18 protein-coding genes and 1 pseudogene are annotated in these 19919 nt (G+C 69.1%); 8 read left to right on the top strand and 11 right to left on the bottom strand.

The annotated features are described in order from the left end of the window. Together ABIC35_RS17590 and ABIC35_RS17585 are read right to left on the bottom strand one after the other, a co-directional pair. Positions 1–828, bottom strand: a complete 828-nt coding sequence (locus ABIC35_RS17590; RefSeq protein WP_354278536.1) for a hypothetical protein — start codon at positions 826–828, stop codon at positions 1–3. A 73-nt stretch (positions 829–901) separates the two neighbouring features. Next, positions 902–1585, bottom strand: a pseudogene (locus tag ABIC35_RS17585) (hypothetical protein); the annotation flags it as partial. Here ABIC35_RS17585 and ABIC35_RS17580 point away from each other — a divergent pair. Together ABIC35_RS17580 and ABIC35_RS17575 are read left to right on the top strand one after the other, a co-directional pair. After that, positions 1584–3173, top strand: a complete 1590-nt coding sequence (locus tag ABIC35_RS17580) for a L,D-transpeptidase family protein (protein ID WP_436286788.1) — start codon at positions 1584–1586, stop codon at positions 3171–3173. The pseudogene ABIC35_RS17585 and the gene ABIC35_RS17580 sit on opposite strands and share 2 nt — an antisense overlap. Positions 3174–3196: 23 nt before the next feature. Next, the gene (locus ABIC35_RS17575; protein ID WP_121076693.1) at positions 3197–3523 is read left to right on the top strand and encodes a hypothetical protein; all 327 of its coding nucleotides are present in this window, start codon (positions 3197–3199) and stop codon (positions 3521–3523) included. A 24-nt stretch (positions 3524–3547) separates the two neighbouring features. On the opposite strand, the gene ABIC35_RS17570 is transcribed toward ABIC35_RS17575, so the two are convergent. Further along, positions 3548–3922, bottom strand: coding sequence for a hypothetical protein (locus ABIC35_RS17570; RefSeq protein ID WP_121076691.1), 375 nt, complete (start codon positions 3920–3922; stop codon positions 3548–3550). Between the two features lie 420 nt (positions 3923–4342). On the opposite strand from ABIC35_RS17570, the gene ABIC35_RS17565 reads away from it, so the two are divergent. After that, positions 4343–4636 (top strand): hypothetical protein, encoded by a 294-nt coding sequence (locus ABIC35_RS17565; RefSeq protein ID WP_121076690.1) that lies wholly within the window; start codon positions 4343–4345, stop codon positions 4634–4636. 4 nt (positions 4637–4640) lie between these two features. Here ABIC35_RS17565 and ABIC35_RS17560 read toward each other — a convergent pair whose 3' ends face one another. The 6 genes from ABIC35_RS17560 to ABIC35_RS17535 are packed head-to-tail and all read right to left on the bottom strand — an operon-like array spanning position 4641 to position 10910. Further along, positions 4641–6065, bottom strand: a complete 1425-nt coding sequence (locus ABIC35_RS17560; RefSeq protein WP_121079341.1) for a PAS domain-containing sensor histidine kinase — start codon at positions 6063–6065, stop codon at positions 4641–4643. Next, a complete protein-coding gene (locus ABIC35_RS17555; RefSeq protein ID WP_121076688.1) occupies positions 6062–7126 on the bottom strand; it encodes a DUF2336 domain-containing protein in 1065 nt (354 codons plus the stop codon). The genes ABIC35_RS17560 and ABIC35_RS17555 overlap by 4 nt, the downstream gene beginning before the upstream one ends. A gap of 36 nt (positions 7127–7162) precedes the next feature. Then, positions 7163–8356, bottom strand: a complete 1194-nt coding sequence (locus ABIC35_RS17550) for a hypothetical protein (protein ID WP_121079339.1) — start codon at positions 8354–8356, stop codon at positions 7163–7165. Between the two features lie 11 nt (positions 8357–8367). Then, positions 8368–9564, bottom strand: coding sequence for an exo-beta-N-acetylmuramidase NamZ family protein (locus tag ABIC35_RS17545; RefSeq protein ID WP_121076686.1), 1197 nt, complete (start codon positions 9562–9564; stop codon positions 8368–8370). 1 nt (position 9565) lies between these two features. After that, complete coding sequence (locus ABIC35_RS17540) at positions 9566–10090, bottom strand: DOMON-like domain-containing protein (protein WP_121076684.1); 525 nt, start codon at positions 10088–10090, stop codon at positions 9566–9568. Between the two features lie 43 nt (positions 10091–10133). Further along, positions 10134–10910: a hypothetical protein gene (locus ABIC35_RS17535; protein WP_121076682.1), complete on the bottom strand. Its 777-nt coding sequence runs from the start codon at positions 10908–10910 to the stop codon at positions 10134–10136. A gap of 71 nt (positions 10911–10981) precedes the next feature. Between ABIC35_RS17535 and ABIC35_RS17530 the strand changes: the two genes are divergently transcribed. The 3 genes from ABIC35_RS17530 (at position 10982) to ABIC35_RS17520 (ending at position 13428) form a co-directional block, all read left to right on the top strand. Next, complete coding sequence (locus tag ABIC35_RS17530; protein ID WP_354278535.1) at positions 10982–11743, top strand: MgtC/SapB family protein; 762 nt, start codon at positions 10982–10984, stop codon at positions 11741–11743. 49 nt (positions 11744–11792) lie between these two features. Next, on the top strand, positions 11793–13022 hold the full coding sequence (gene tyrS / locus ABIC35_RS17525; RefSeq protein ID WP_121079335.1) for a tyrosine--tRNA ligase: 1230 nt from the start codon (positions 11793–11795) through the stop codon (positions 13020–13022). Between the two features lie 85 nt (positions 13023–13107). Then, a complete protein-coding gene (locus ABIC35_RS17520) occupies positions 13108–13428 on the top strand; it encodes a PilZ domain-containing protein (protein ID WP_121076680.1) in 321 nt (106 codons plus the stop codon). On the opposite strand, the gene recG is transcribed toward ABIC35_RS17520, so the two are convergent. Together recG and ABIC35_RS17510 are read right to left on the bottom strand one after the other, a co-directional pair. Next, entirely contained in the window at positions 13429–15492 is a 2064-nt protein-coding gene (gene recG, locus ABIC35_RS17515) for an ATP-dependent DNA helicase RecG (protein WP_121076678.1), read from the bottom strand. A gap of 71 nt (positions 15493–15563) precedes the next feature. Continuing rightward, on the bottom strand, positions 15564–15806 hold the full coding sequence (locus ABIC35_RS17510) for a hypothetical protein (RefSeq protein WP_121076676.1): 243 nt from the start codon (positions 15804–15806) through the stop codon (positions 15564–15566). 191 nt (positions 15807–15997) lie between these two features. Here ABIC35_RS17510 and ABIC35_RS17505 point away from each other — a divergent pair, with 191 nt between their 5' ends. Next, complete coding sequence (locus ABIC35_RS17505; protein WP_121079333.1) at positions 15998–16264, top strand: succinate dehydrogenase assembly factor 2; 267 nt, start codon at positions 15998–16000, stop codon at positions 16262–16264. 179 nt (positions 16265–16443) lie between these two features. Further along, a complete protein-coding gene (mfd, locus tag ABIC35_RS17500; RefSeq protein WP_121076674.1) occupies positions 16444–19917 on the top strand; it encodes a transcription-repair coupling factor in 3474 nt (1157 codons plus the stop codon). Positions 19918–19919: the final 2 nt, after the last annotated feature.

Here is a 19919-nt window from a genome sequence, read left to right as displayed (position 1 = left end):
TCAGTGCAGCGAAGCGCCGCCGCCGGCGCGCACCGGCTTGGCGCGGCCCGCGGCGATCGCGAAGCCGCACAGCACCACGTAGCAGAGCGCCGGCACGATCAGCGCGAAGGCATAGCCGTGCAGATCCGCCACCTTGCCGACCAGCAGCGGCAGCAGCGCGCCGCCGACGATCGCGGTGCAGAGCAGGCCCGAGGTCGCCTCCTCGCTGGCGCCCGAACGCTCAAGGGTGAGCGTGAAGATCACGGGGAACATGATCGAGTTGAACAGGCCGATCGACAGCGCGACGAAGCCCGCGGTGACGCCGCCGACCCCGACGACATAGAGGCACATCGCCGCCGCGATCACGGTGAACAGCGCGAGCAGCTTGTCGGCGCGGACGCGGGTGAGCAGCAGCGAGCCGAGCGCGCGGCCGACCATTGCCCCGCCCCAGTAGAAGGCGACGGCCTTGCCGGCCTCCTGCAGCGAAACGCCGTGAACGCCGTCGCTGCCCATCAGCGTGCCGAGGATCGGCACCCCGAACGGCGCATCGGACTGGCCCCAGATGCTGTTGTCGTTGAGGAACAGCGCCATCTGCGTGCCGATCGACACTTCGGCGCCGACATAGAGGAAGATGCCGAGCGCGCCGAACAGCGCCCAGCGCGACGAGAAGGCGTCGAACAGGCCCGAAGTGCCCTTGTGCGCGGGCGCGGCATCGCTGACGACGCGGCGGCTGAGAAAGAAGAACACCGCGAGCGCGAGGATCAGCCCGCAGATCCACAGATAGGCGATGTCGATGCCCGCCAGCGCCTCGGCGCGAACCGCTGGATCGACGACGGCGCCCGACTTCACCGACGCCCTTGAGGAACAGGTGTGCGCCGAGCAGCGGGCCGAGGAAGGTGCCGAAGGAGTTGAAGGTCTGGCTCAGCACCAGCCGGAAATGGCTGCGCTGCGGATCGCCGAGCGCCGCCGCCAGCGGGTTGGCGGCGACCTGGAGCACGGTGATGCCGCTCGCCAGCACGAACAGGCCGAGCAGCACCAGCCAGTAATTGGCGAGGTTGGCTGCGGTCAGCATGATGAGGCAGGCGACTGCCATCGTGCACAGTGCCAGCAGGATCGACGGCACCGCCTTGAGGCGCGAGACCAGCGCGGCCGCCGGCAGCGAGACCACGAAATAGGCGAAGAAGAAGGCGAAGGCGCTCGCCTGCGCCTGCAGATTGGTGAGCGTGAAGATGCCCTTCACCGCCGCGACGAGCGGATCGACCAGCGAGGTGATGAACCCCCAGGCGAAGAACAGCGTTGTTACCGCGGCGAATGCCAGCGTGGTGTGCGTCGAACGTGCGGTGGCCAAGCGATCCCTCTCCTGCCCTGGTGGCGTGTGGGCGCGACGCTTCCCGACAACGTTGGCAAAAGTCAAGCTGAGCGGGGGATGGGTTTTCCTTCTCGCATGTTCGTACGGGCATCGCCTATAGGCCGATGCGTTGATAAACGACGCGGCGAGTGGAGTATTGCGCGTGGACGAAGTGAAGAAGCCGGTGGGAACGAAGTTGGTGCTGACGAAGGGGGTAGCAATAGTGGCGCTGGCGAGCGCGATCGCCTCTCCGGCCATGGCCCAGTTCCGGCTTATTCCGAAGCCCAAGCCGAGCCCCAGTCCCGTGGCGCAGCCGTCCCCTACACCCGTGAGCCAGGTGCAGAGCCAAGCCCCGGCGCGCGCGCAGACACCGCGACCGGCGCCGACGCGCGCACCACAGGCGCAGACCCCGCGCGCGCCGCAGGGCCAGACCCCGGCGGTGCAGACGCCGCGCCCTGCCCTCGCGCCGCCCCAGGTGCAGCCGACTCCGCTGGCCCCCGCGCCGCTGGTCGCGGCGACGCCGCTGCCGACGCTGAGCACCAAGCAGATCGCGGAACTGCGCCAGCTGCTCACCGATGCCGGCCTGTCGCAGGGCCTGCGGCGCATGACGAGCACGGTCACCCTGCCCAATGACAGCGACGGCATGGCCCGCGCCGCGCTGGATTATGCCCGTGCGGTCCATTCGGGTCGGCTCGATTCGAGCGACTTCATCAACGATTGGGGCCTGCGCCCCGCCCCATTCGACCCCGCCCCCGGCTTTGCCGATGCAGTGAAGCGCGATCGCCTCGCCGCCTGGATCCGCTCGCTGCCGCCGCCTTATGCCGGCTATGACGGGCTGGAAAAGGGTCTCGTGGCCTATCGCGCGATCCTCACCTCGGGCGGCTGGCCCAAGCTCGCGCCCGGGCCCGATCTCGGCAAGGGCGCCAGCGGCGCGCGGGTGAAGGCGCTGCGCAAGCGGCTCGCGGTGGAGGACAAGCAGGTTTCCACCAGCGGCGACGTGTTCGACCAGGACCTGCAGGACGCCGTACTCCGCGCCCAGCGCCGCTACGGCCTGCGCCCGACCGGCGTCGTCTCCACCGGCACGCTTGCCGCGCTCAACGTCCCGGTCGAGGCGCGCGTTCGCCAGATCATGGCGAACATGGAGCGCTGGCGCTGGCTGCCGCAGACTCTGCCGGCGAAGCGCATCCAGGTGAACATCGCCGCCGCGGTGATGACCGTGTTCGACGGCGACAGCCCGATCGCCTCGATGAAGGCGGTCACCGGGCGCCCGGGCAACGAGACGCCGATGCTCCAGTCGCGAATCCACTCGATCGTGCTCAACCCGCCCTGGAACGTGCCGAGCGGCATCGCGGCGAAGGAGCTGTGGCCCAAGGGCGAGGGCTATCTGAAGGCGCATGGCTACCGCGTGATCGGCACCGGGCCGGATCGCCGCCTGCAGCAGGAATCGGGTCCGCGCAGCGCGCTCGGCCGCTACAAGTTCGACTTCGACAATCCCTATGCCGTGTACCTGCACGACACGCCGGTCCAGTCGGGCTTCAACAGCTATAGCCGGCTGGACAGCCATGGCTGCGTCCGCCTGGAAAAGCCCGGTCCGCTCGCCGAGCTGCTGCTGAAGAACGATCCGAACTGGCAACCCGACGCGATCGCCGCGCAGCTGGAAGGCACCAAGACGGTGCGGGTCCGCCTTGCCGATGCCGACCAGGTCGCGGTCTATCTGCTCTACTGGACCGCGTTCGCGAGCGGCGACGGCACGATGAACTTCCGCGACGATCCCTATAGCTGGGACAAGCTGCTCGCCGAAAAGATCGAATCGCGTGCGGCGGTCAGCGTCGCCACCGCCTCCTGAACCCGAACGCCAAGGAAAACCTGATGAAGCTGCGCACTTTCGCGATCCTGGCCGGCGCCGGCCTCACCCTCGCCGCTTGCGGGAGCAAGGACGAGGCCCCGAGCGCGCCCGACGCCAACGTCACCGAGATCACCGTGCCGGAGACCCCGGCCGATGTGAACGTCTCGACCCAGGAGCCCGCCGCCGCCGAGCCGGTCAACGCCGCGCCGGTCCCCGAAGCGACCCCGACCGAGAAGCCCGCGCCGTTCAGCGACCGCGAGCAGACCGAGTCGGACGCAGCCGCCACCGGCATGACATCGCGCATCGATCGCAACGCCGACAGCGAGAACCAGGAAAAGAAGCAGCAATAAGCGGGGAAAATGGCGCGTCCGCGCTTAGCGGGCGCGCCCCTCGTTGAGGGCCGAACGGCCCTGGCTCACCCGGGCGAGCAGCAGCTCGAGATGCTCGAGCGAATAGCCCGAGGCGTGGAAGGCAGCGATTTCCTGCTTCGGCAGGGCATAGCCCTTGTGCCAGGCGAGCACGGCGATGCGGCGCAGCGCCTCAAGCTTCGAATCGGCCAGCCGCGGGCTCGCCCGGTCACCGCCGAAGAAGATGGCGAGGAAACGCGACCAGCGGCTCGGCGTCTGCAGCGAGGACAGCCGATCGCGCTGGGCGATCGCGACGACCTGCCATTCCAGTGGGGTCAGCGCGGCAGCAGCCTGCGTCGTGACAGGCTGACGGTCGAAGCCGGAAAGATCGAGATACGCCATCGCCTGCACTCCCTATACGCGGCGGATGCAGGCCTTCCCCAGGCGAGACCAACAGGCCTCGCCGGCCTTTCCGCACAATATGTTCCACCTTGACCCCGTGCCGAAATTGCCGGGGATCCCCCCATCGTTCCGCCGCGAGAACTACCGGTATATGCCGGCTCCCTGAACCCACGCTGTCCATGTGGCGCGCGGGTCGTTTCGTTATGCGCACCCCTCTACGCCTGCGCGCCGTAAGGTCAAGCTAAAATCGTACTGCACAGTACTGCAATTTACAGAGGTAACCCGCTGTTGCCGAATTGCCGCACCGCAGCGACGCGTCGGGTATGATGCGAAGATGAACCGCCGCCTACAAACCAGTTCAGGCTTGGGACGCCTCGACTCGCTTAGTCCTTCTGCATCGAAACGAGAAAGGACACCCCGATGAAACTGGTTCAATGGATCGCCGCCGCTGGCTTCGTCGCCACCGGTCTGGCCGGCGCCACTGCCGCCCAGGCGCAGGACTGGCGCTACCGCGACCATCATGAGCGCCGCTGGGATCGCCATGATCGCCACGACCGCTGGGAGCGCCATCGCGGCTGGGATCGCGGCCGTCACTATGGCTGGGATCGCGGGCGTCCGGGTTGGGACCGCGGCGGCTATGGCTATCGCAGCCGCACCGTCTGCTTCGACGAATGGCACCATGGCCGCCGGGTCGAAGTCTGCCGCCGCCGCTGACGGCTCAGGGAGCGCCCGCAGGAGGAGGCGGGCGCTCCGGATCTTCGACCAGCGGCAGCATCAGCACGAAGCGCGCGCCCATGCTGGGCGCGCTGTCGACGATCAAATCGCCGCCCATTGCCCGGGCGAGCCGCCGCGCGATGTAAAGTCCAAGCCCACTGCCGCCCGGCTCGGAAGGATCGACCCGGGCGAACTTCTCGAAGATGCGTGCCTGGTCGTCGAGCGCGATGCCCTTGCCCTGATCGGCAACGATCACGCAGCCCATCCCGCCCTCGCTTTCGAGCCGGATCCACACCGCCGCGCCGCGCGGGCTGTAGCGCAGTGCATTGCCGATCAGATTGACCAGCACCTGCAGCGCCCGGCGGAACTCGCCGCGCACCCGCAGCACCGCATCGGGTCCGGGGCGATCGATGCGGACGCCCGCCTCGCCCGCCCGCATTGCCAACAGCCCGGCCGCGCGGCGCGACACATCGGCCAGGTCGATCGTCGACCGCATCGTCGCGAAGTCCTCGCGCTCGATCGCCTGCAGGTCGACCAGGTCCTCTACCAGCGCCAGCAGGTGCCGCCCAGCGCTGGCGATATCCCCGGCATAGCCCGCATAATCCCCGCGGATCGGCCCCTCCCCCTGCGCGCCGATCGCATCGGCATTGGCGATGATCCGCGCCAGCGGCCCGCGCAGCGCCCGCTCCAACCGCTTGCCTAAGGCGCGCGGGAAACCGCTCCCGGCGACCGGCGGGACGGGCCGCGGCAAATCGGCGCCCTCGCCGTCCAGCACCCGCGCCGCGCCGATGAACCCGGCGAAACGGCCCAGCGGATCATGCCGGGGCGTTGCGGCGAGCCGCACCATGTGCCCGGTCCCGCGCAGCTCGGCCCGCTGGCCGTCGAACCGTGCCTGGGCGGAGACCGCCGAGAGAATCGGCAACTGCCCGGCATCGTCCTGCGCCAAGGCAAACAGCCGGGTAAGCGGCTGGCCGAGCATGTCGCGGATGTCGAAGCCGTGGCGCTGCCCCGCCTCGGGCGAGAGGAAGGTCAACCGCAGCGCGCCGTCGGTCTCCCACAGCCAGTCGCCCGCGGCGCTGAGGAAATCGCCGTCGCGCGCGGGATCGCCGGCCGGGCGCCAGGCCGGGCGCGTCCGCCAGCCGCTGACCTCCAGCCGCACGCCCCCGCGATCCGGCCCGGCGCGGACCCAGAGGTCGATCTCCTCCTCGCCGTCCGCCGCGACGACGCTGCGGGAGATGGCGATGCCGAGCCGATGGGCAAGCTGCGCGATCGCGGCTACGCCCGGCAAGGCAAGAGGCTCCCCGATCCCCCCGCCGGCGCGATCGTTGAGCGCGCGCAGCCGGGGCTCGGCATCGATCAGCCGCCCGCTGGCATCCAGCCGCGCCACCGCCAGCGGCACCACCGGATCGAGCGACGGGATCGCGATCACCGCGCGCGGACCCCACACAGCGCGGCACGGGCCGCGCGATAGTCGGGCGGCAGCCGCAGTTCGGCGAGCAGTTCGCGCGCCTTGGCGACGTCGAGCACCGCCAGCATGTCGATCGCATCCGCCAGCGCGGCGAGGTCTCGACGCGGATCGGCGTCGCTCAGCAGAAAGCAGAGTTCGGCGATGGCCTCGCGCGGCAGATCGAGCGCATGCAGCACCAGCACCAGCCGCTCGGCACCGGGATCGAGCAGCAGCGCGCGCGCATCGGCAAAGGCGATGCCCGCCGCTTGCGCCAGCACTGCGAGGAACAACGCCAGATGCCGGTCGCGCAGGGCCTCCAGCAGCACGCGGGCGCGTTCGCGCGGCTCGGGGGCGATCGCGGCGGCGAGGCGGAGCGCCACCGCCTCCACCTGTTCCTCGGCACAGCACTCGGCCAGCGCGCATTCGGCCGCGACCGCGGCGCAGAGCGCCTCGTCCAGTGCCACGCCCGCCAAAGATCCCGCTTGCTCGCGCATCGCGGATGCAACCCACCAAAGCAGCCGGTGGTGCAAGGTTAACGGCAACCTCCAACGTCCCGCTTCAGGACTCCGCGCCCGGCTCTCGGCGAGCAGCAGCGCCCGGGCGGCGTCCGACAGTTCGGGCGCCGGGTGTTCGGCAAGGCGGCCGAGCAGGCTGGGGCGCGCCGGATGCTCGGCCGCGCGGTGGGGCAGGCCCGCCGCGAGCTGGTCGATGCGGATGCGGGCGAGCAGCTCGTCGACGAGCGCCCGGTCCGCGGCCAGCCCGGCGGCGTGGAGCAGCGGCAGCGTCGGGCCGATGCCGGGAAAGCCCTCCGGCACTACCGCGCGGCGCAGGCCGGCTTCGATGGCGCCGATAATCTGTTCGAGCGCGATCAGCATCGCGGTGCGGGTCCGCTCGTCGAGCCGCAGGCTTTCGGGGATGGCGAGGTCGCGGGCGGTCGCTTCGCCCAGCGCGCGCTCGTGCGCCGCCGCTGCCGCTGCGCGCGCCAGCAGATCCTGGGCGTCGATGGCCGGGCCACCACGCGGTTCGGGAGCGCCCTGCGCCATGTATCAGGTACATAGCGGCGCGAGCTTAATCGGAGGCTAAGACTTGCCGCGCAGGCTTTCGATCGCCCCGGTCAGCGTCGCGAAGGCATAGACCGTCACCGCCGCCAGCCCCAATGTCGCATGGCCGACCAGCGCGAAGGGGGTGAAGACGAGCATCTGCGCGGCCGCATTCGCCCACCAGCGCCGACGTGGCACCGGCACGCGCTCGGCGAGCAGCTGCAGCCCGACGCCACCCGCGGCGAGCAGCAGCGGGGTCGCATTGCCGATCGCGCGGAACTCGCGCCAGCCGCCCGCTGCCAGCAGCAGCACGAACAGGCCGAGGATCGCGACTTCGATCTGCCGCGCGCGCGGTTCCTCGCCCCGCAGCGCCGCGTGCGAGGCGGCGGTCGCGAAGGCCAGCGTCGCGAGCAGCGCCACCAGCGCGCCGATTCCTTCCCAACCCGCCAGCACGGTGAGCAGCGATGCGACCGACACCACCCCGCCGAGCGCGAGCGGTGCCCAGTCGGGGATGTTGCGCGCCATCATCTGCGGCAGCACGAGCCGGGCGGCGCGGCTGAACACCCAGCGATCGGCCCAGAGCGTGCGGCGGTCGCTAAGCGCCACCAGCACCGCGTCGTTGCGGGCCGCGAGCCCCTCGCCGCTCCGCTCCACGGCATGGCCGGCGCGCGCCCAGCCGGGCGCCAGCGGCACCTGCAGCGCGCCCGATTGTGCCGCGACCCGCAGCAGGGCCGACTGGAAGTCGTAATCCTCCGGCATGTTGGCGATGTGCGCGAGGTGCCGCGTCTCGATCCGCGCGATTCCGGCCCAGCAATGCCGCATGTCGAGCCGCTCGATCGCGGCGGGGGATTCGGAATCGTCGGTCACCAGCAGCGCGGCATGGGGTTCGGCAGCCATCCGCTCCATCACCGGATCGATGGTGACGAGACCATCAGCCAGCACCAGCACATCGGCGTCGCGCAGCACCTTCTCGGCGGCTTCCTCGGCCGAGCGAACGATGTCGACCTTGAGCCGCCCGCGCCCCGCCCGCTCGATCGCGCCGAGAAACTGCGGCGTTACCTTGCCGACCGCGACCAGCACCTGTTCGGCGCCGACGCCGGCGAGCAGGCGGATCTGATATTCGAGCAGCGTCATGCCGCCGAACGGCAGGCTGGCGACCAGCGTGCCGGGGCGATCCTGCGCCTCCTCCACCGCGAAGATCAGGCCGCAGAGCGCGCGTTCGGGTGCCACCATCGAGCCCTCCATCAGTAGAGCAGGTGCGGCTGGCGTGCCGCGATCCAGGCCGCCTCGTCGGGCAGGGTCCGCGCGTCGAGATCGGCCGGGGTGGCGGCGGCATCGTCGACCCATTCCCGCAGGCCCGGGCCGCCGTTGATCACGTCGATCGCCAGCTTGTCGAACACATACTCGTACGGGAAATCGCGCCAGAGATCATACGCCGGGTAGAGCGCGCGGATCGCCTTGAACGCCAGCGCCTGCACCCGCCACGGGCGGAAGACCTGATGGTCATAGGTGGGTCCCTCGGCGTGGAGGAACACCCCCGCGCAGAGCTGGCCGACATGCTTGTGGAAGGTCGGCTGGAACCACATGTCGCGCAGGGTGCAGCCGGCGAGCCATTCCGGGGCGAGGCGCTGCATCTCGGCGATCACCGCCCGCGCATCGATGTCGGGTGCGCCGAACAGTTCCAGCGGGCGCGTGGTGCCGCGTCCCTCGGAGAGCGTCGTCCCTTCGAGCATCACCGTGCCGGCATAGGCCCGCGCCATGTTGACGTTGGCGGCATTGGGGCTCGGGTTGATCCAGGGGCGCTCGGCGGACCAGCCGAAGCCGGGTGCAGCGTCCGGCTGCCAGCCCTGCATCGCGATCACGCAATACTCCACGTCGAGGCCGTAATGCGCGATGAACCAGTGGCCGAGCTCGCCCAGCGTCATGCCGTGGCGCATCGGCATCGGCCCGGCGCCGACGAAGCTTTCCCAGCCCGGCAGCAGCGTCAGCCCCTCGACCGGGCGGCCGGCGGGATTGGGGCGATCGAGCACCCACACCGTCTTGCCGTGCCTGGCGGCCGCTTCGAGCACATAGAGCAGCGTCGTCACGAAGGTGTAGATGCGGCAGCCGACATCCTGCAGGTCGACCAGCATCACGTCGAACGTGTCCATCGACGCGTCGGTCGGCCGGCGGACCTCGCCGTACAGGCTGAACACCGGGACGCCGTACTGCGGATCGGTGAAGTCCGGGGACTCCATCATATTGTCCTGCAGGTCGCCGCGCACGCCGTGCTGGGGGCCGAACACCGCCGAGATGTTCACGCCCGCTGCCACCAGCGCGTCGAGGCTGTGAGTCAAATCCGCCGTGACCGAGGCAGGATGGGCGAGCAGCGCCACGCGCTTGCCCTGCAGGGGCGCGCGAAGATCAGGGTCGGCGAGGACACGATCGATTCCGAAAAGCATGTCAGTCTGCTGGCGGCAGTTGGGCGACAAAGCAATCGGGATCGTGGAAATCCGGCGCATCCCCGCCATGGCGCAGCGCCCAATAGGATTTGGTACCGTCCGTCTCCTCGATCACCGCGGTGATGCCGAGGCGGAGCGGACCGGAGCCGACGTCCGGCAGCTGGACGGAGACGAGCGTCGCACCCTCGCCCTGGCGAGCGTCTATTCGCGGCGGCGTGCCCATTGGAAGCGCCGCCATTCCCGTCCGCCGCGCCGCGAAGGCATAGGCCGCCCATGCGCCGGACGGCGAGAAATTATACTCGCGATACGCCTCGTCTGCGCCCCCGACGAAGAGCTCCATGCAGGTCGTTCGCCACAACCCGTCGGTGCGCTCCTGCTCCGCGCCCGGAGCGAGCAGCAGCGCGCCCGGCGCACCTGCGATCGCATAGCGCAGGTCCAGCGCGGCACCGTCGCGCCGCAGGGTGCAGGCAACGGACACGATAGAGCGCGGCGGTGTCGTCGGATGGGGCAGCAACAGAACGTCCATGGCCCAGCCTAGCGCGGGAACACCGCCGGTGTCAGCCGCCTCGCTAGGGAACCGCCGGGACGGAAGCGGTAGTCGGGCGGCCCAGGTTATATTGCACGTCCCACGACTCGGCGGGATCGGACACGGTCACCATCCCTTCCGGCACGCCGAGCGTCGCGCCGGAGCCGTGCTTGCCGCACCCGTCCTGCTGGCAGGTCCACACCTCGCCGCCGTCACCAACCGCGTTGATCGTGACGGTCTGGTCGCGGGGCAAAAAGGACGCAGCGGGCACGAGGTCGAACCCTTCGCGCTTCTGGCGCATCGCATGCAGGTTCCCGACCAGCGCGAGCACCAGGCTGTTCGGCGCGGGCATCGCATGCTGCCACGCCTCCGCCATCCCGGCATCGCGGCTCTTGCCGTCGGCGACGTCGGGCGCGTCCGAAGCGACCACAGCCTGGATCCGGCCAGCCTGCTTCAGCCGGCGCAGTTGCTCGAACAGCCGCAGAAATGCGACGCTGCTTCGGCCATCCTGAAAATCGCGATGCCAGAACGGCATGGCGAGCAGTGCCGTGCGGGCCGCCGCGGACCCATCCGATTGCAGCCAGGCATCGATCACGGGCTGGGTGTCCGCATCATATTCCAATGCGACGGTGACCGGCCGTCCGCTCTCGGCTGCCAGGCAGGCAAGGTTGGCGAGCGCGTCCGGCGTCTCGTTGGTCCCATGCACCTCGCCGACGACGACATATCGCGTGGTCGGCGCCCAAAGGCGATCGGCACCGGACACCGGATGGCAATCGGCCGCGCCGAGGAAGAGGAACGGCAGCAGGTTAGACGTGATCATATAACGTACCCCCCAGTATGCCGAAACTATGCCTTTCATGCCGCGCCCGCAACGCACTTGTCGCGGTCCGCTTGGGCGCCATCGTAGCGCAACGAAACCGTCCTAGAGCCGCAGCCAAGAAGTTCCTCCACACCTTCCACCTCGCCGCCTATTGCGACACGCTGCTCAGCTACGCGCTGGCGCTGATCCTCGGCGCCGCGATCGGGGCGGAGCGGCAGTTCCGCCAGCGCACCTCGGGACTGCGCACCAATGCGCTGGTCGCGCTCGGCTCGGCGGCGTTCGTCGATCTGGCCCAGCGCATCGCCGGCGATCTCGAGGCGGTGCGGGTGATCTCCTATGTCGTCTCCGGCATCGGCTTTCTCGGCGCGGGCGTGATCATGAAGGAGGGCATGAACGTCCGCGGGCTCAACACTGCGGCGACCTTGTGGTGCTCGGCGGCGGTGGGGGCCTGTGCGGGCAGCGACATGGCGGCCGAGGCGGCGACGCTCGCGGTGTTCGTCATCGCCGGCAACACGCTGCTGCGGCCGGTGGTCAACGCGATCAACCGGGTGCCGCTCGCGGGCGGACAGGTGGAGGCGACCTATTTCGTCACCCTCACCACGGTCCCTGCCGAGGTCGACCGGCTGCGCGACCTGCTGACCGATCACCTGGAACTGATGCGCTATCCGGTCGCCGAGATCGAGACGATCGAGCGCCCCGACGACCGGATCGAGCTGCGCGCCCGCCTCGTCTCCACCGCCGCGCTGGATGCGGAGCTCGACAGCATCATCGCCCATCTGGACAAGCGCCACGACGTCCAGCACGCCAGCTGGGAGCTGCAGACGCAGGACTGAGCGGCCGGGGATGACGTGGGCGCCCGCTTTGGCTATGCGCGCTGCCATCATGACCGAATACAGCTCCGATCTGCTCCGCCTGCTCGCCTCGCGCGGGTATATCCACCAGGTGACCGACGCCGAGGGCCTCGACGCGCTCGCCGCCAAGCAGATCGTGCCCGGCTATATCGGCTTCGATCCCACCGCGCCGTCGCTCCATGTCGGCAGCCTGGTGCAGATCATGCTGCTCCGCCGCCTCCAGCAGGCGGGCCACAAGCCGATCGTGCTGATGGGCGGCGGCACCGGCAAGATCGGTGACCCGAGCTTCAAGGACGAAGCCCGCAAGATGCTGACGCTCGACACGATCAGCAGCAACATCGCCTCGATCAAGACCGTGTTCGAGAACTTCCTCACCTTCGGCGACGGCCCCACCGACGCGGTGATGGTCGACAATGCCGACTGGCTGGACAAGCTCGAATATATCCCGTTCCTGCGCGACATCGGCCGGCATTTCTCGATCAACCGGATGCTGAGCTTCGATTCGGTAAAGCTGCGGCTCGATCGCGAACAGTCGCTGAGCTTCCTTGAGTTCAACTACATGATCCTCCAGGGCTATGACTTTCTGGAGCTGTCGCGCCGTTCGGGCTGCCGCCTGCAGATGGGCGGATCGGACCAGTGGGGCAATATCGTCAACGGCATCGAGCTGTCGCGCCGCGTCGACGGCACCGAGGTCTACGGCGTCACCACCCCGCTGATCACCACCGCGGACGGCGGCAAGATGGGCAAGACCATGTCGGGCGCCGTGTGGCTCAACCCGGATCAGCTGCCGCATTATGACTATTGGCAGTTCTGGCGGAACACCGACGATCGCGATGTCGGCCGCTTCCTGCGGCTGTTCACCGACCTGCCGCTCGACGAGATCGCCCGGCTGGAGGCGCTGGAAGGCGCCGAGATCAACGAGGCGAAGAAGATCCTCGCCAACGAAGCGACCGCGATGTGCCGCGGCCGCGCCGCCGCCGAGGAAGCCGCCGAGACCGCGCGCAAGACCTTCGAGGAAGGGGCCGCCGGCGGTGCGTTGCCGACGCTGGCAGTGAGCGGCGGCAGCATCAGCGTGGTCGACGCGCTGGTCGGCTTGGGCTTCTGCGCGTCGAAGGGCGAAGCGCGGCGGCTGATCAAGGGCGGCGGCGCGCGCGTCGAAGGCGAGAAGATCGACGACGAGGCGGCGACAATAGCGGTCTCCGGCGAGGTCCGGCTCTCGGCCGGCAAGAAGCATCACGGGTTGCTGACGCCGCAGGGCTAACGCCGCGTTTACCGGCTTCGTTCGGCACCTGTTCACTGATCCAGGTTACCGTGTTCGCGGTCCTCCAGTGTGTGGAGAGGGGCGTGTGAGCGTAACGGGTGCCAAGCTGGCGACTATCGACGACCGTCTGGTGCATCGCGACGAAGTCGAGCATCGCACCCGTGCGGTGGGCCCCGACGCGCGCGCCGCTGCCTTCCTGGTCGTCAACGTCTCGCCGCAAGGGCTGATGGCACGCTGTGAGGCCCCCTTCGAGCCCGGCGACCTGCTCCGCATCCAGCTGCCCATCCTCGGCGAGACCGGCGCGGAGGTGCGCTGGGCGCTGGGCGGCCGGATCGGCTGCCAGTTCCTCCAGCCGATCGCCGACCCGGACTATGTGCCGCTCGTAACGGCGATGCGCGCCCGCTGATCAACCGGCGCGGAGCAGCCCCACCGCCGCATCGCGCTCGAACAGGTACAGCGCCACCCGCGCCGCCTGCCCCCGCTCGCCCTTCAAGCCGCCGTCGCGATCGACCAGCAGCCGCGCATCGCCATTGGCGGCCGGCAGCAGCGCGCCGAGCATGTCCGGTTCCGCCAGCCGAAACTGCATGTCACCCGACTGGCGCGTGCCGAGCAGTTCGCCCGCGCCGCGCAGCCGCAGATCCTCCTCGGCGATACGGAAGCCGTCATTGCTCTCGCGCATCAGCGCCAGCCGCGCGCGCGCGGTTTCGCTCAGATGGTTGCCGCGGAACAGCACGCAGACCGAACGCCCCCCGCCCCGCCCGACCCGGCCGCGCAGCTGGTGGAGCTGGGCCAGGCCGAAGCGATCGGCATGCTCGATCACGATCAGCGTCGCATTGGGCACATCGACGCCAACCTCGATCACCGTCGTCGCGACCAGCACGCCGAGCTCGCCCGCCGAGAAGCGCGCCATCACCGCGTCCTTCTCCGGCCCCTTCATCCGGCCATGGATCAGCCCGACCTTGCCGCCGAAATGTGCCTGCAGCTCGGCCGCGCGCGCCTCGGCGGCGGCGAGGTCACTCTTCTCGCTCTCCTCGACCAGCGGGCACACCCAATAGGCCTGCCCGCCGTTCGCCAGATGCCGTCCGAGCCCGCCGACCACCTCGCCCAGCCGCTCCTCGGAGATCACGCTGGTCTCGATCGGCTGGCGGCCCGGCGGCATCTCGTCGAGCCGGCTGACGTCCATCTCGCCATATTGAGCAAGCGTCAGCGTGCGCGGGATCGGCGTGGCGGTCATCACCAGCAGGTGCGGCGGGCGCTCGGCCTTGGCCTGGAGCATCATTCGCTGGGCGACGCCGAAGCGGTGCTGTTCGTCGACCACCACCAGCCCCAGGTCGCGATAGGTCACGCCTTCCTGGAAGATCGCATGGGTGCCGATCAGGATGTCGATGTCGCCCGCAGCCAGCCCCATCAGCGTCGCCTCGCGCGCCTTGCCCTTGTCGCGGCCGGTGAGGATCGCGACGTTGACGCCGATCGGCCCGAGCGTGCGGCTGAGCGTCTCGTAATGCTGGCGGGCGAGGATCTCGGTGGGCGCGAGCAGCGCACCCTGCGCGCCCGCCTCCGCCGCGATCAGCAGCGCCATCGTGGCGACCAGCGTCTTGCCCGAGCCGACATCGCCCTGCAGCATCCGCAGCATCGGCTGAGTCTGCGCCATGTCGCCTTCGATCTCGGCGATGGTGCGGCTCTGCGCGCCGGTGGGGGCATAGGGCAGCTTCAGCTTGTCGCGCAGCCGCCCGTCGGCGGCGAGCGCACGCCCGCGCTTCGCCCGCGCCTCCCCGCGGACCAGCAGCAGCGCCAGCTGGTTGGCGAAGACCTCGTCATAGGCGAGACGCTCGCGCGCCTTGGCGTCGGCCGGATCGGCATGGATGCGCGCGATCGCCTCGCGCCAGTCGGGCCAGCCCTTCTGGGCCTTGAGGCTCGGTTCGATCCACTCGGGAAGCTCGGGCGCGCGCTCGATCGCCTGCGCGGCCAGCGCCGCGATCCGCTTGGAGGTGATGCCTTCCGAACAGGGATAGATCGCCTCGCGCCCGCCGACGCTCTCGACCTGGTCGAGCGGCAGGACATGGTCCGGATGGACCATCTGCAGGTCCTGGCCATAATGTTCGAGCTTGCCCGAGACCCAGCGCGGCTCGTTGAGCGGCAGCAGCTTCTTGGCCCAGCCCGAACTGCCGCCGAAATAGACGAGGGAAACGTGATTGCCCTTGGCGTCGACCGCCTGCACCCGCGCGGGCGAGCGCGGTCCGCCGCCGAAGCGATATTGCACAGGCGTGAGCGTGATTGCGATCACCTTGCCCGAATCGGCCATGTCGAGTTCGTCGCGCGGGATTCGATCGACGAATCCGGTCGGCAGGTGGAAGGCGACGTCCACCACCCGCGCCAGCCCCAGCTTCTCCATCGGCTTGGCCAGCGCCGGACCGATGCCCTTCAGCGCAGTGACTTCGGCAAACAATGGGTTGAGAAGCTCGGGACGCATCGCGCCGCCCTATCGTGCGGCGGCGCGGCTGACAAATGGCGCTGCGCCGGCCGCAGCGCCTCTGCCGTGGATCAGGCGTTGAGGAAGATCGGGCTGTGGCTGGCGAGCGCGGCTTCGATCGCCTTCACGACTTCCGGCACCGACGAACCGATCACCACTTCATGATCCTTGCCGAACGAAATGACGCCGACATCCTCACCCGCCATGTTGATCGTGGTGACCGTGCGCACCGACGCAATGTTGACGATCATCGGCTCGCCGTTGATCGACTTCAGCATCACGAAGCGCAGCTTGTTGGTCAAAGTGTCCGTCATCGTACCCTAGCCTTATACCCCAAAGAGAAGATGACCCTAGCTGCCCTCGGTTAACAAGCCTTCCACATTTCTACCCGTAAGACCACGCTGGCCTTTCGACGGCGGCATCCCTATCTGCCGGGCTCGTGATCAACCGCGTGTCGGCCGCGCCCTGGCGTGCAGCCGTCCGCCTGCCGTTGGGAAAGCCCCTCATGGACCGAGAAACTCGCCTAAAGCGCCTCCGCTTCCGCAGCTGGCACCGCGGCACCAAGGAAGCCGATCTGCTGATCGGCGGTTTCTTCGACCAGCATGGCGAAGGCTGGTCCGACGCGGAGATCGCGCTGTTCGAGACGCTGCTGGAAGAACAGGACGTCGACATCATGGCCTGGGCGATGGGAACCGACACCGCCCCGGAGCGCTACCGGGGGACCATCCTCGATGCGCTGAAGACGCTGAATTACGTGCCTATTTCCGAGTAACTGCGGTGATTTGATCCATCACCCTCATCCTTCCGGCGCTAAGCGCCTCCCTCCCTCTCCCTTGGAAGGGAGAGGGAATGCCGCCCAACTCCCTCTCCCTTCCAAGGGAGAGGGAAGGGGCCCGCCGCCAAAGGCGGTGGGAAGGGTGAGGTGAAAGCGACTTTGCTACGCGAGACCCCATGCCCGACCTGAAGACGATCCTTTCCGCCAAGCACCCGCTGACGCTCGCCGGCGTGCCGAGCGGCTTCCTGCCCTGGATGCTGGCCGATGTCGCCCGCGCCAGCCGGATGGCGGTGTTCGTCGCCGCCGACGAGGCGGGCATGCGCGCGGTGGCGAGCACCGCGACCTTCTTCGCACCCGAGCTGGAGGTGCTCAGCTACCCGGCGTGGGACTGCCTCCCCTATGACCGCGCCAGCCCGACTTTGCGGGTGATGGCGGAGCGGCTGGCCACGCTGCATGCGCTCCAGGGCAAGAGCGAGAAGCCGCGCCTGCTTGTCACCACGGTCAACGCCGCCACCCAGCGAACGCTCACCCCGTTCCGCATCCGCCAGCTGGTCGCGCGACTCGCCCCCGGCGAGCGCATCGGGCTCGATAAGCTCGCATCGCTGCTCCAGGCGAACGGCTATGTCCGCGTCGAGACGGTCAACGATCATGGCGAGTTCGCCGTGCGCGGCGGCCTGGTCGACCTCTTCCCGAGCGGCGCCGAACAGGCGCTGCGGCTCGATTTCTTCGGCGACGAGATCGAGAGCGTCCGCACCTTCGATCCGCAGGACCAGCGCACCACCGGCCGGGTCGATGGCTTCACCCTGCTCCCCGCCAGCGAGGCGCTGCTCGACGAGGAGAGCATCAAGCGCTTCCGCAGCGGCTATCGCGATCGCTTCGGCGCGACCGCGACCGGCGACCCGCTCTACCAGGCGATCAGCGAGGGCCGCCGCCTCGCCGGGATGGAGCATTGGCTGCCGCTGTTCGAGGAACGGCTGGAGACGCTGTTCGACCACCTGCCCGATCATAGCGTGATCGTCCGCGACAGCGGCGCGCCGGCCGCCGCCGAGCAGCGCTTCGAGGCGATCAAGGACTATCAGGAAAACCGCATCAAGGCGCAGTCGGCCGATCCGGGCAGCTATCGCCCGCTCAAGGCCGGCGACCTCTATCTGCTCGCCAAGGAATGGCAGGCGCAGGTCGATGCCCAGCCGATGCACCTGGCGACGCCGTTCCACGAGCCCGAGTCGGACCGCGTCGTCGAGTTCGGCGTCGACGGGCCGCGCGACTTCGCGCCCGAGCGCGCCGCAGCCAGCAACGTCTACGAAGCGGTGGTCGCGCACCTCAAGGCGGTGCGGGGCCAGGGCAAGAAGCCGGTGCTCGCCAGCTACTCGATCGGCGCGCGCGAGCGGCTGAAGGGGTTGCTGGAGGATCATGGGCTCACCGGCGCGGTGCCGGTTGACGGCTGGCAGCCCGCGCTCGGCGTCGCCAACCCGAACGGCAGCGGGCTGCAGGTGGCGCTGCTCGTGCTGCCACTCGACCATGGCTTCACCACGCCCGACGTCGCGGTGCTCACCGAGCAGGACATGCTCGGCGACCGCCTCGTCCGCCGCGCCAAGCGCCGCAAGAATACCGACGCGTTCCTCCAGGAACTGGCGACGCTCTCGCCCGGCGATCTCGTCGTCCATCTCGACCATGGCATCGGCCGCTACGAGGGGCTGACCCAGATCCCGGTGCAGAAGGCACCGCACGATTGCGTCGCCCTCGAATATGCCGGCGGCGACAAGCTCTACGTGCCGGTGGAAAATCTCGAGGTACTGAGCCGCTACGGCTCGGGCGAGGAAGGTGCGACGCTCGACCGTCTCGGCGGCGAGGCCTGGCAGCGCCGCAAGGCGCGGATGAAGGAGCGGATCCGCGAGATCGCAGGCGAGCTGATCGCCACGGCGGCCCTGCGCGCCACCCGCGGCGCCGAGATCGCTGAGCCCGATCATGGCGGCTACCCGGCGTTTGTCGACCGCTTCCCGTTCGAGGAGACCGACGACCAGGATCGCGCGATCGGCGACGTGCTCGGCGACCTCGCGGCCGGGCGGCCGATGGACCGGCTCGTCGTCGGCGATGTCGGCTTCGGCAAGACCGAGGTCGCGCTGCGCGCCGCTTTCGTCGCGGCGATGGCCGGCATGCAGGTGGCGGTCGTGTGCCCCACCACTCTGCTCGCCCGCCAGCACTACAACAACTTCAAGACGCGCTTCGAGGGCTTCCCTCTCGAGATCGGCCGCCTCTCGCGCCTCGTGACCGCGGGCGAGACCAAGAAGGTGAAGGACGGGCTCGCCGCCGGCACCATCGACATCGTCGTCGGCACCCATGCGGTGCTGGCCAAGAATATCGACTTCAAGCGGCTCGGCCTCGTCATCGTCGACGAGGAGCAGCGCTTCGGGGTGACCCACAAGGAGCGGCTGAAGGCGCTCAAGACCGACGTCCATGTCCTCACCCTCACTGCCACGCCGATCCCGCGCACGCTGCAGATGGCGATGAGCGGACTGCGCGAGCTTTCGGTGATCCAGACCCCGCCGGTCGATCGCCTCGCGGTGCGCACCTATGTGATGCCCTGGGACCCGGTCGTGCTGCGAGAGGCGCTGCTGCGCGAACATTATCGCGGCGGGCAGAGCTATTTCGTCACCCCGCGCATCGCCGACCTGCCCGAGATCGAGGAGTTCCTCCGCACCGAGGTGCCCGAGGTGCGCTATGTCGTCGCGCACGGCCAGATGTCCCCCACCGAAGTGGAGGAGCGGATCTCCGCCTTCTATGACCGCAAGTTCGAGGTGCTGGTCTCGACCACCATCGTCGAGAGCGGGCTCGACATCCCGAGCGCCAACACGCTGATCATCAACCGCGCCGACAAGTTCGGCCTCGCCCAGCTCTACCAGCTGCGCGGCCGGGTCGGCCGGGCCAAGACGCGCGCCTATGCCTATATGACCACCCCGCCTCAGCGGCAGATGACCGAGGCGGCGGAAAAGCGGCTCAAGGTGCTGTCCGACCTGGAGAGCCTGGGCGCGGGCTTCCAGCTGGCCAGCCACGATCTCGACATTCGCGGCGCAGGCAACCTGCTCGGCGACGAGCAGTCGGGGCACATCAAGGAAGTCGGCTACGAACTCTACCAGTCGATGCTGGAAGAGGCGATCATGGACGCCAAGGCCGGCGGCATCCGCGACGACAGCCGCCCCAAGGACCTGTCGCCGCAGATCACCGTCGACGCGCCGATCATGATCCCCGAGGACTATGTCCCCGATCTCGACCTGCGCATGGGGCTCTACCGCCGCCTCAACGAGATCGAGGATACCGACGGCATCGAGAGCTTCGCCGCCGAGCTGATCGATCGCTTCGGCAAGCTGCCCGAGCCGACCGACAATCTGCTGCGGCTGATCGAGACCAAGCTCAACGCCAAGAAGGCGTGCATCGCCAAGCTGGACCTCGGGCCCAAGGGTGCGCTTGTGTCGTTCCATAACGACCATTTCCCGAACCCGGCGGCGCTGATCGCCTATGTCGAGAAGCTGGGCGAGACCGCGCGGCTGCGGCCGGACATGAAGCTGGTGATCAACCGCGCCTGGGCGAACCCGGCGGCGCGGCTGCACGGCGCGCTGCAGCTCTCGCGCGGGCTGGCACGCGCCGCGGGCTGAGC

The sequence above is a fragment of the Sphingomonas trueperi genome, assembly GCF_040545965.1.
Classification (GTDB): Bacteria; Pseudomonadota; Alphaproteobacteria; order Sphingomonadales; family Sphingomonadaceae; genus Sphingomonas; species Sphingomonas trueperi_C.
This window is presented reverse-complemented; position numbering and strand designations above follow the sequence as displayed.

Bases quoted from the DNA above. Each gene is read 5' to 3' on its own strand.
- ABIC35_RS17580 (WP_436286788.1), top strand. From the start codon at position 1,584: ATGGCCCAGTTCCGGCTTATTCCGAAGCCCAAGCCGAGCCCCAGTCCC.
- ABIC35_RS17575 (WP_121076693.1), top strand. From the start codon at position 3,197: ATGAAGCTGCGCACTTTCGCGATCCTGGCCGGCGCCGGCCTCACCCTC.
- ABIC35_RS17570 (WP_121076691.1), bottom strand. From the start codon at position 3,922: ATGGCGTATCTCGATCTTTCCGGCTTCGACCGTCAGCCTGTCACGACG.
- ABIC35_RS17565 (WP_121076690.1), top strand. From the start codon at position 4,343: ATGAAACTGGTTCAATGGATCGCCGCCGCTGGCTTCGTCGCCACCGGT.
- ABIC35_RS17555 (WP_121076688.1), bottom strand. From the start codon at position 7,126: ATGGCGCAGGGCGCTCCCGAACCGCGTGGTGGCCCGGCCATCGACGCC.
- ABIC35_RS17550 (WP_121079339.1), bottom strand. From the start codon at position 8,356: ATGGTGGCACCCGAACGCGCGCTCTGCGGCCTGATCTTCGCGGTGGAG.
- ABIC35_RS17545 (WP_121076686.1), bottom strand. From the start codon at position 9,564: ATGCTTTTCGGAATCGATCGTGTCCTCGCCGACCCTGATCTTCGCGCG.
- ABIC35_RS17540 (WP_121076684.1), bottom strand. From the start codon at position 10,090: ATGGACGTTCTGTTGCTGCCCCATCCGACGACACCGCCGCGCTCTATC.
- ABIC35_RS17535 (WP_121076682.1), bottom strand. From the start codon at position 10,910: ATGATCACGTCTAACCTGCTGCCGTTCCTCTTCCTCGGCGCGGCCGAT.
- tyrS (WP_121079335.1), top strand. From the start codon at position 11,793: ATGACCGAATACAGCTCCGATCTGCTCCGCCTGCTCGCCTCGCGCGGG.
- recG (WP_121076678.1), bottom strand. From the start codon at position 15,492: ATGCGTCCCGAGCTTCTCAACCCATTGTTTGCCGAAGTCACTGCGCTG.
- ABIC35_RS17510 (WP_121076676.1), bottom strand. From the start codon at position 15,806: ATGACGGACACTTTGACCAACAAGCTGCGCTTCGTGATGCTGAAGTCG.
- ABIC35_RS17505 (WP_121079333.1), top strand. From the start codon at position 15,998: ATGGACCGAGAAACTCGCCTAAAGCGCCTCCGCTTCCGCAGCTGGCAC.
- mfd (WP_121076674.1), top strand. From the start codon at position 16,444: ATGCCCGACCTGAAGACGATCCTTTCCGCCAAGCACCCGCTGACGCTC.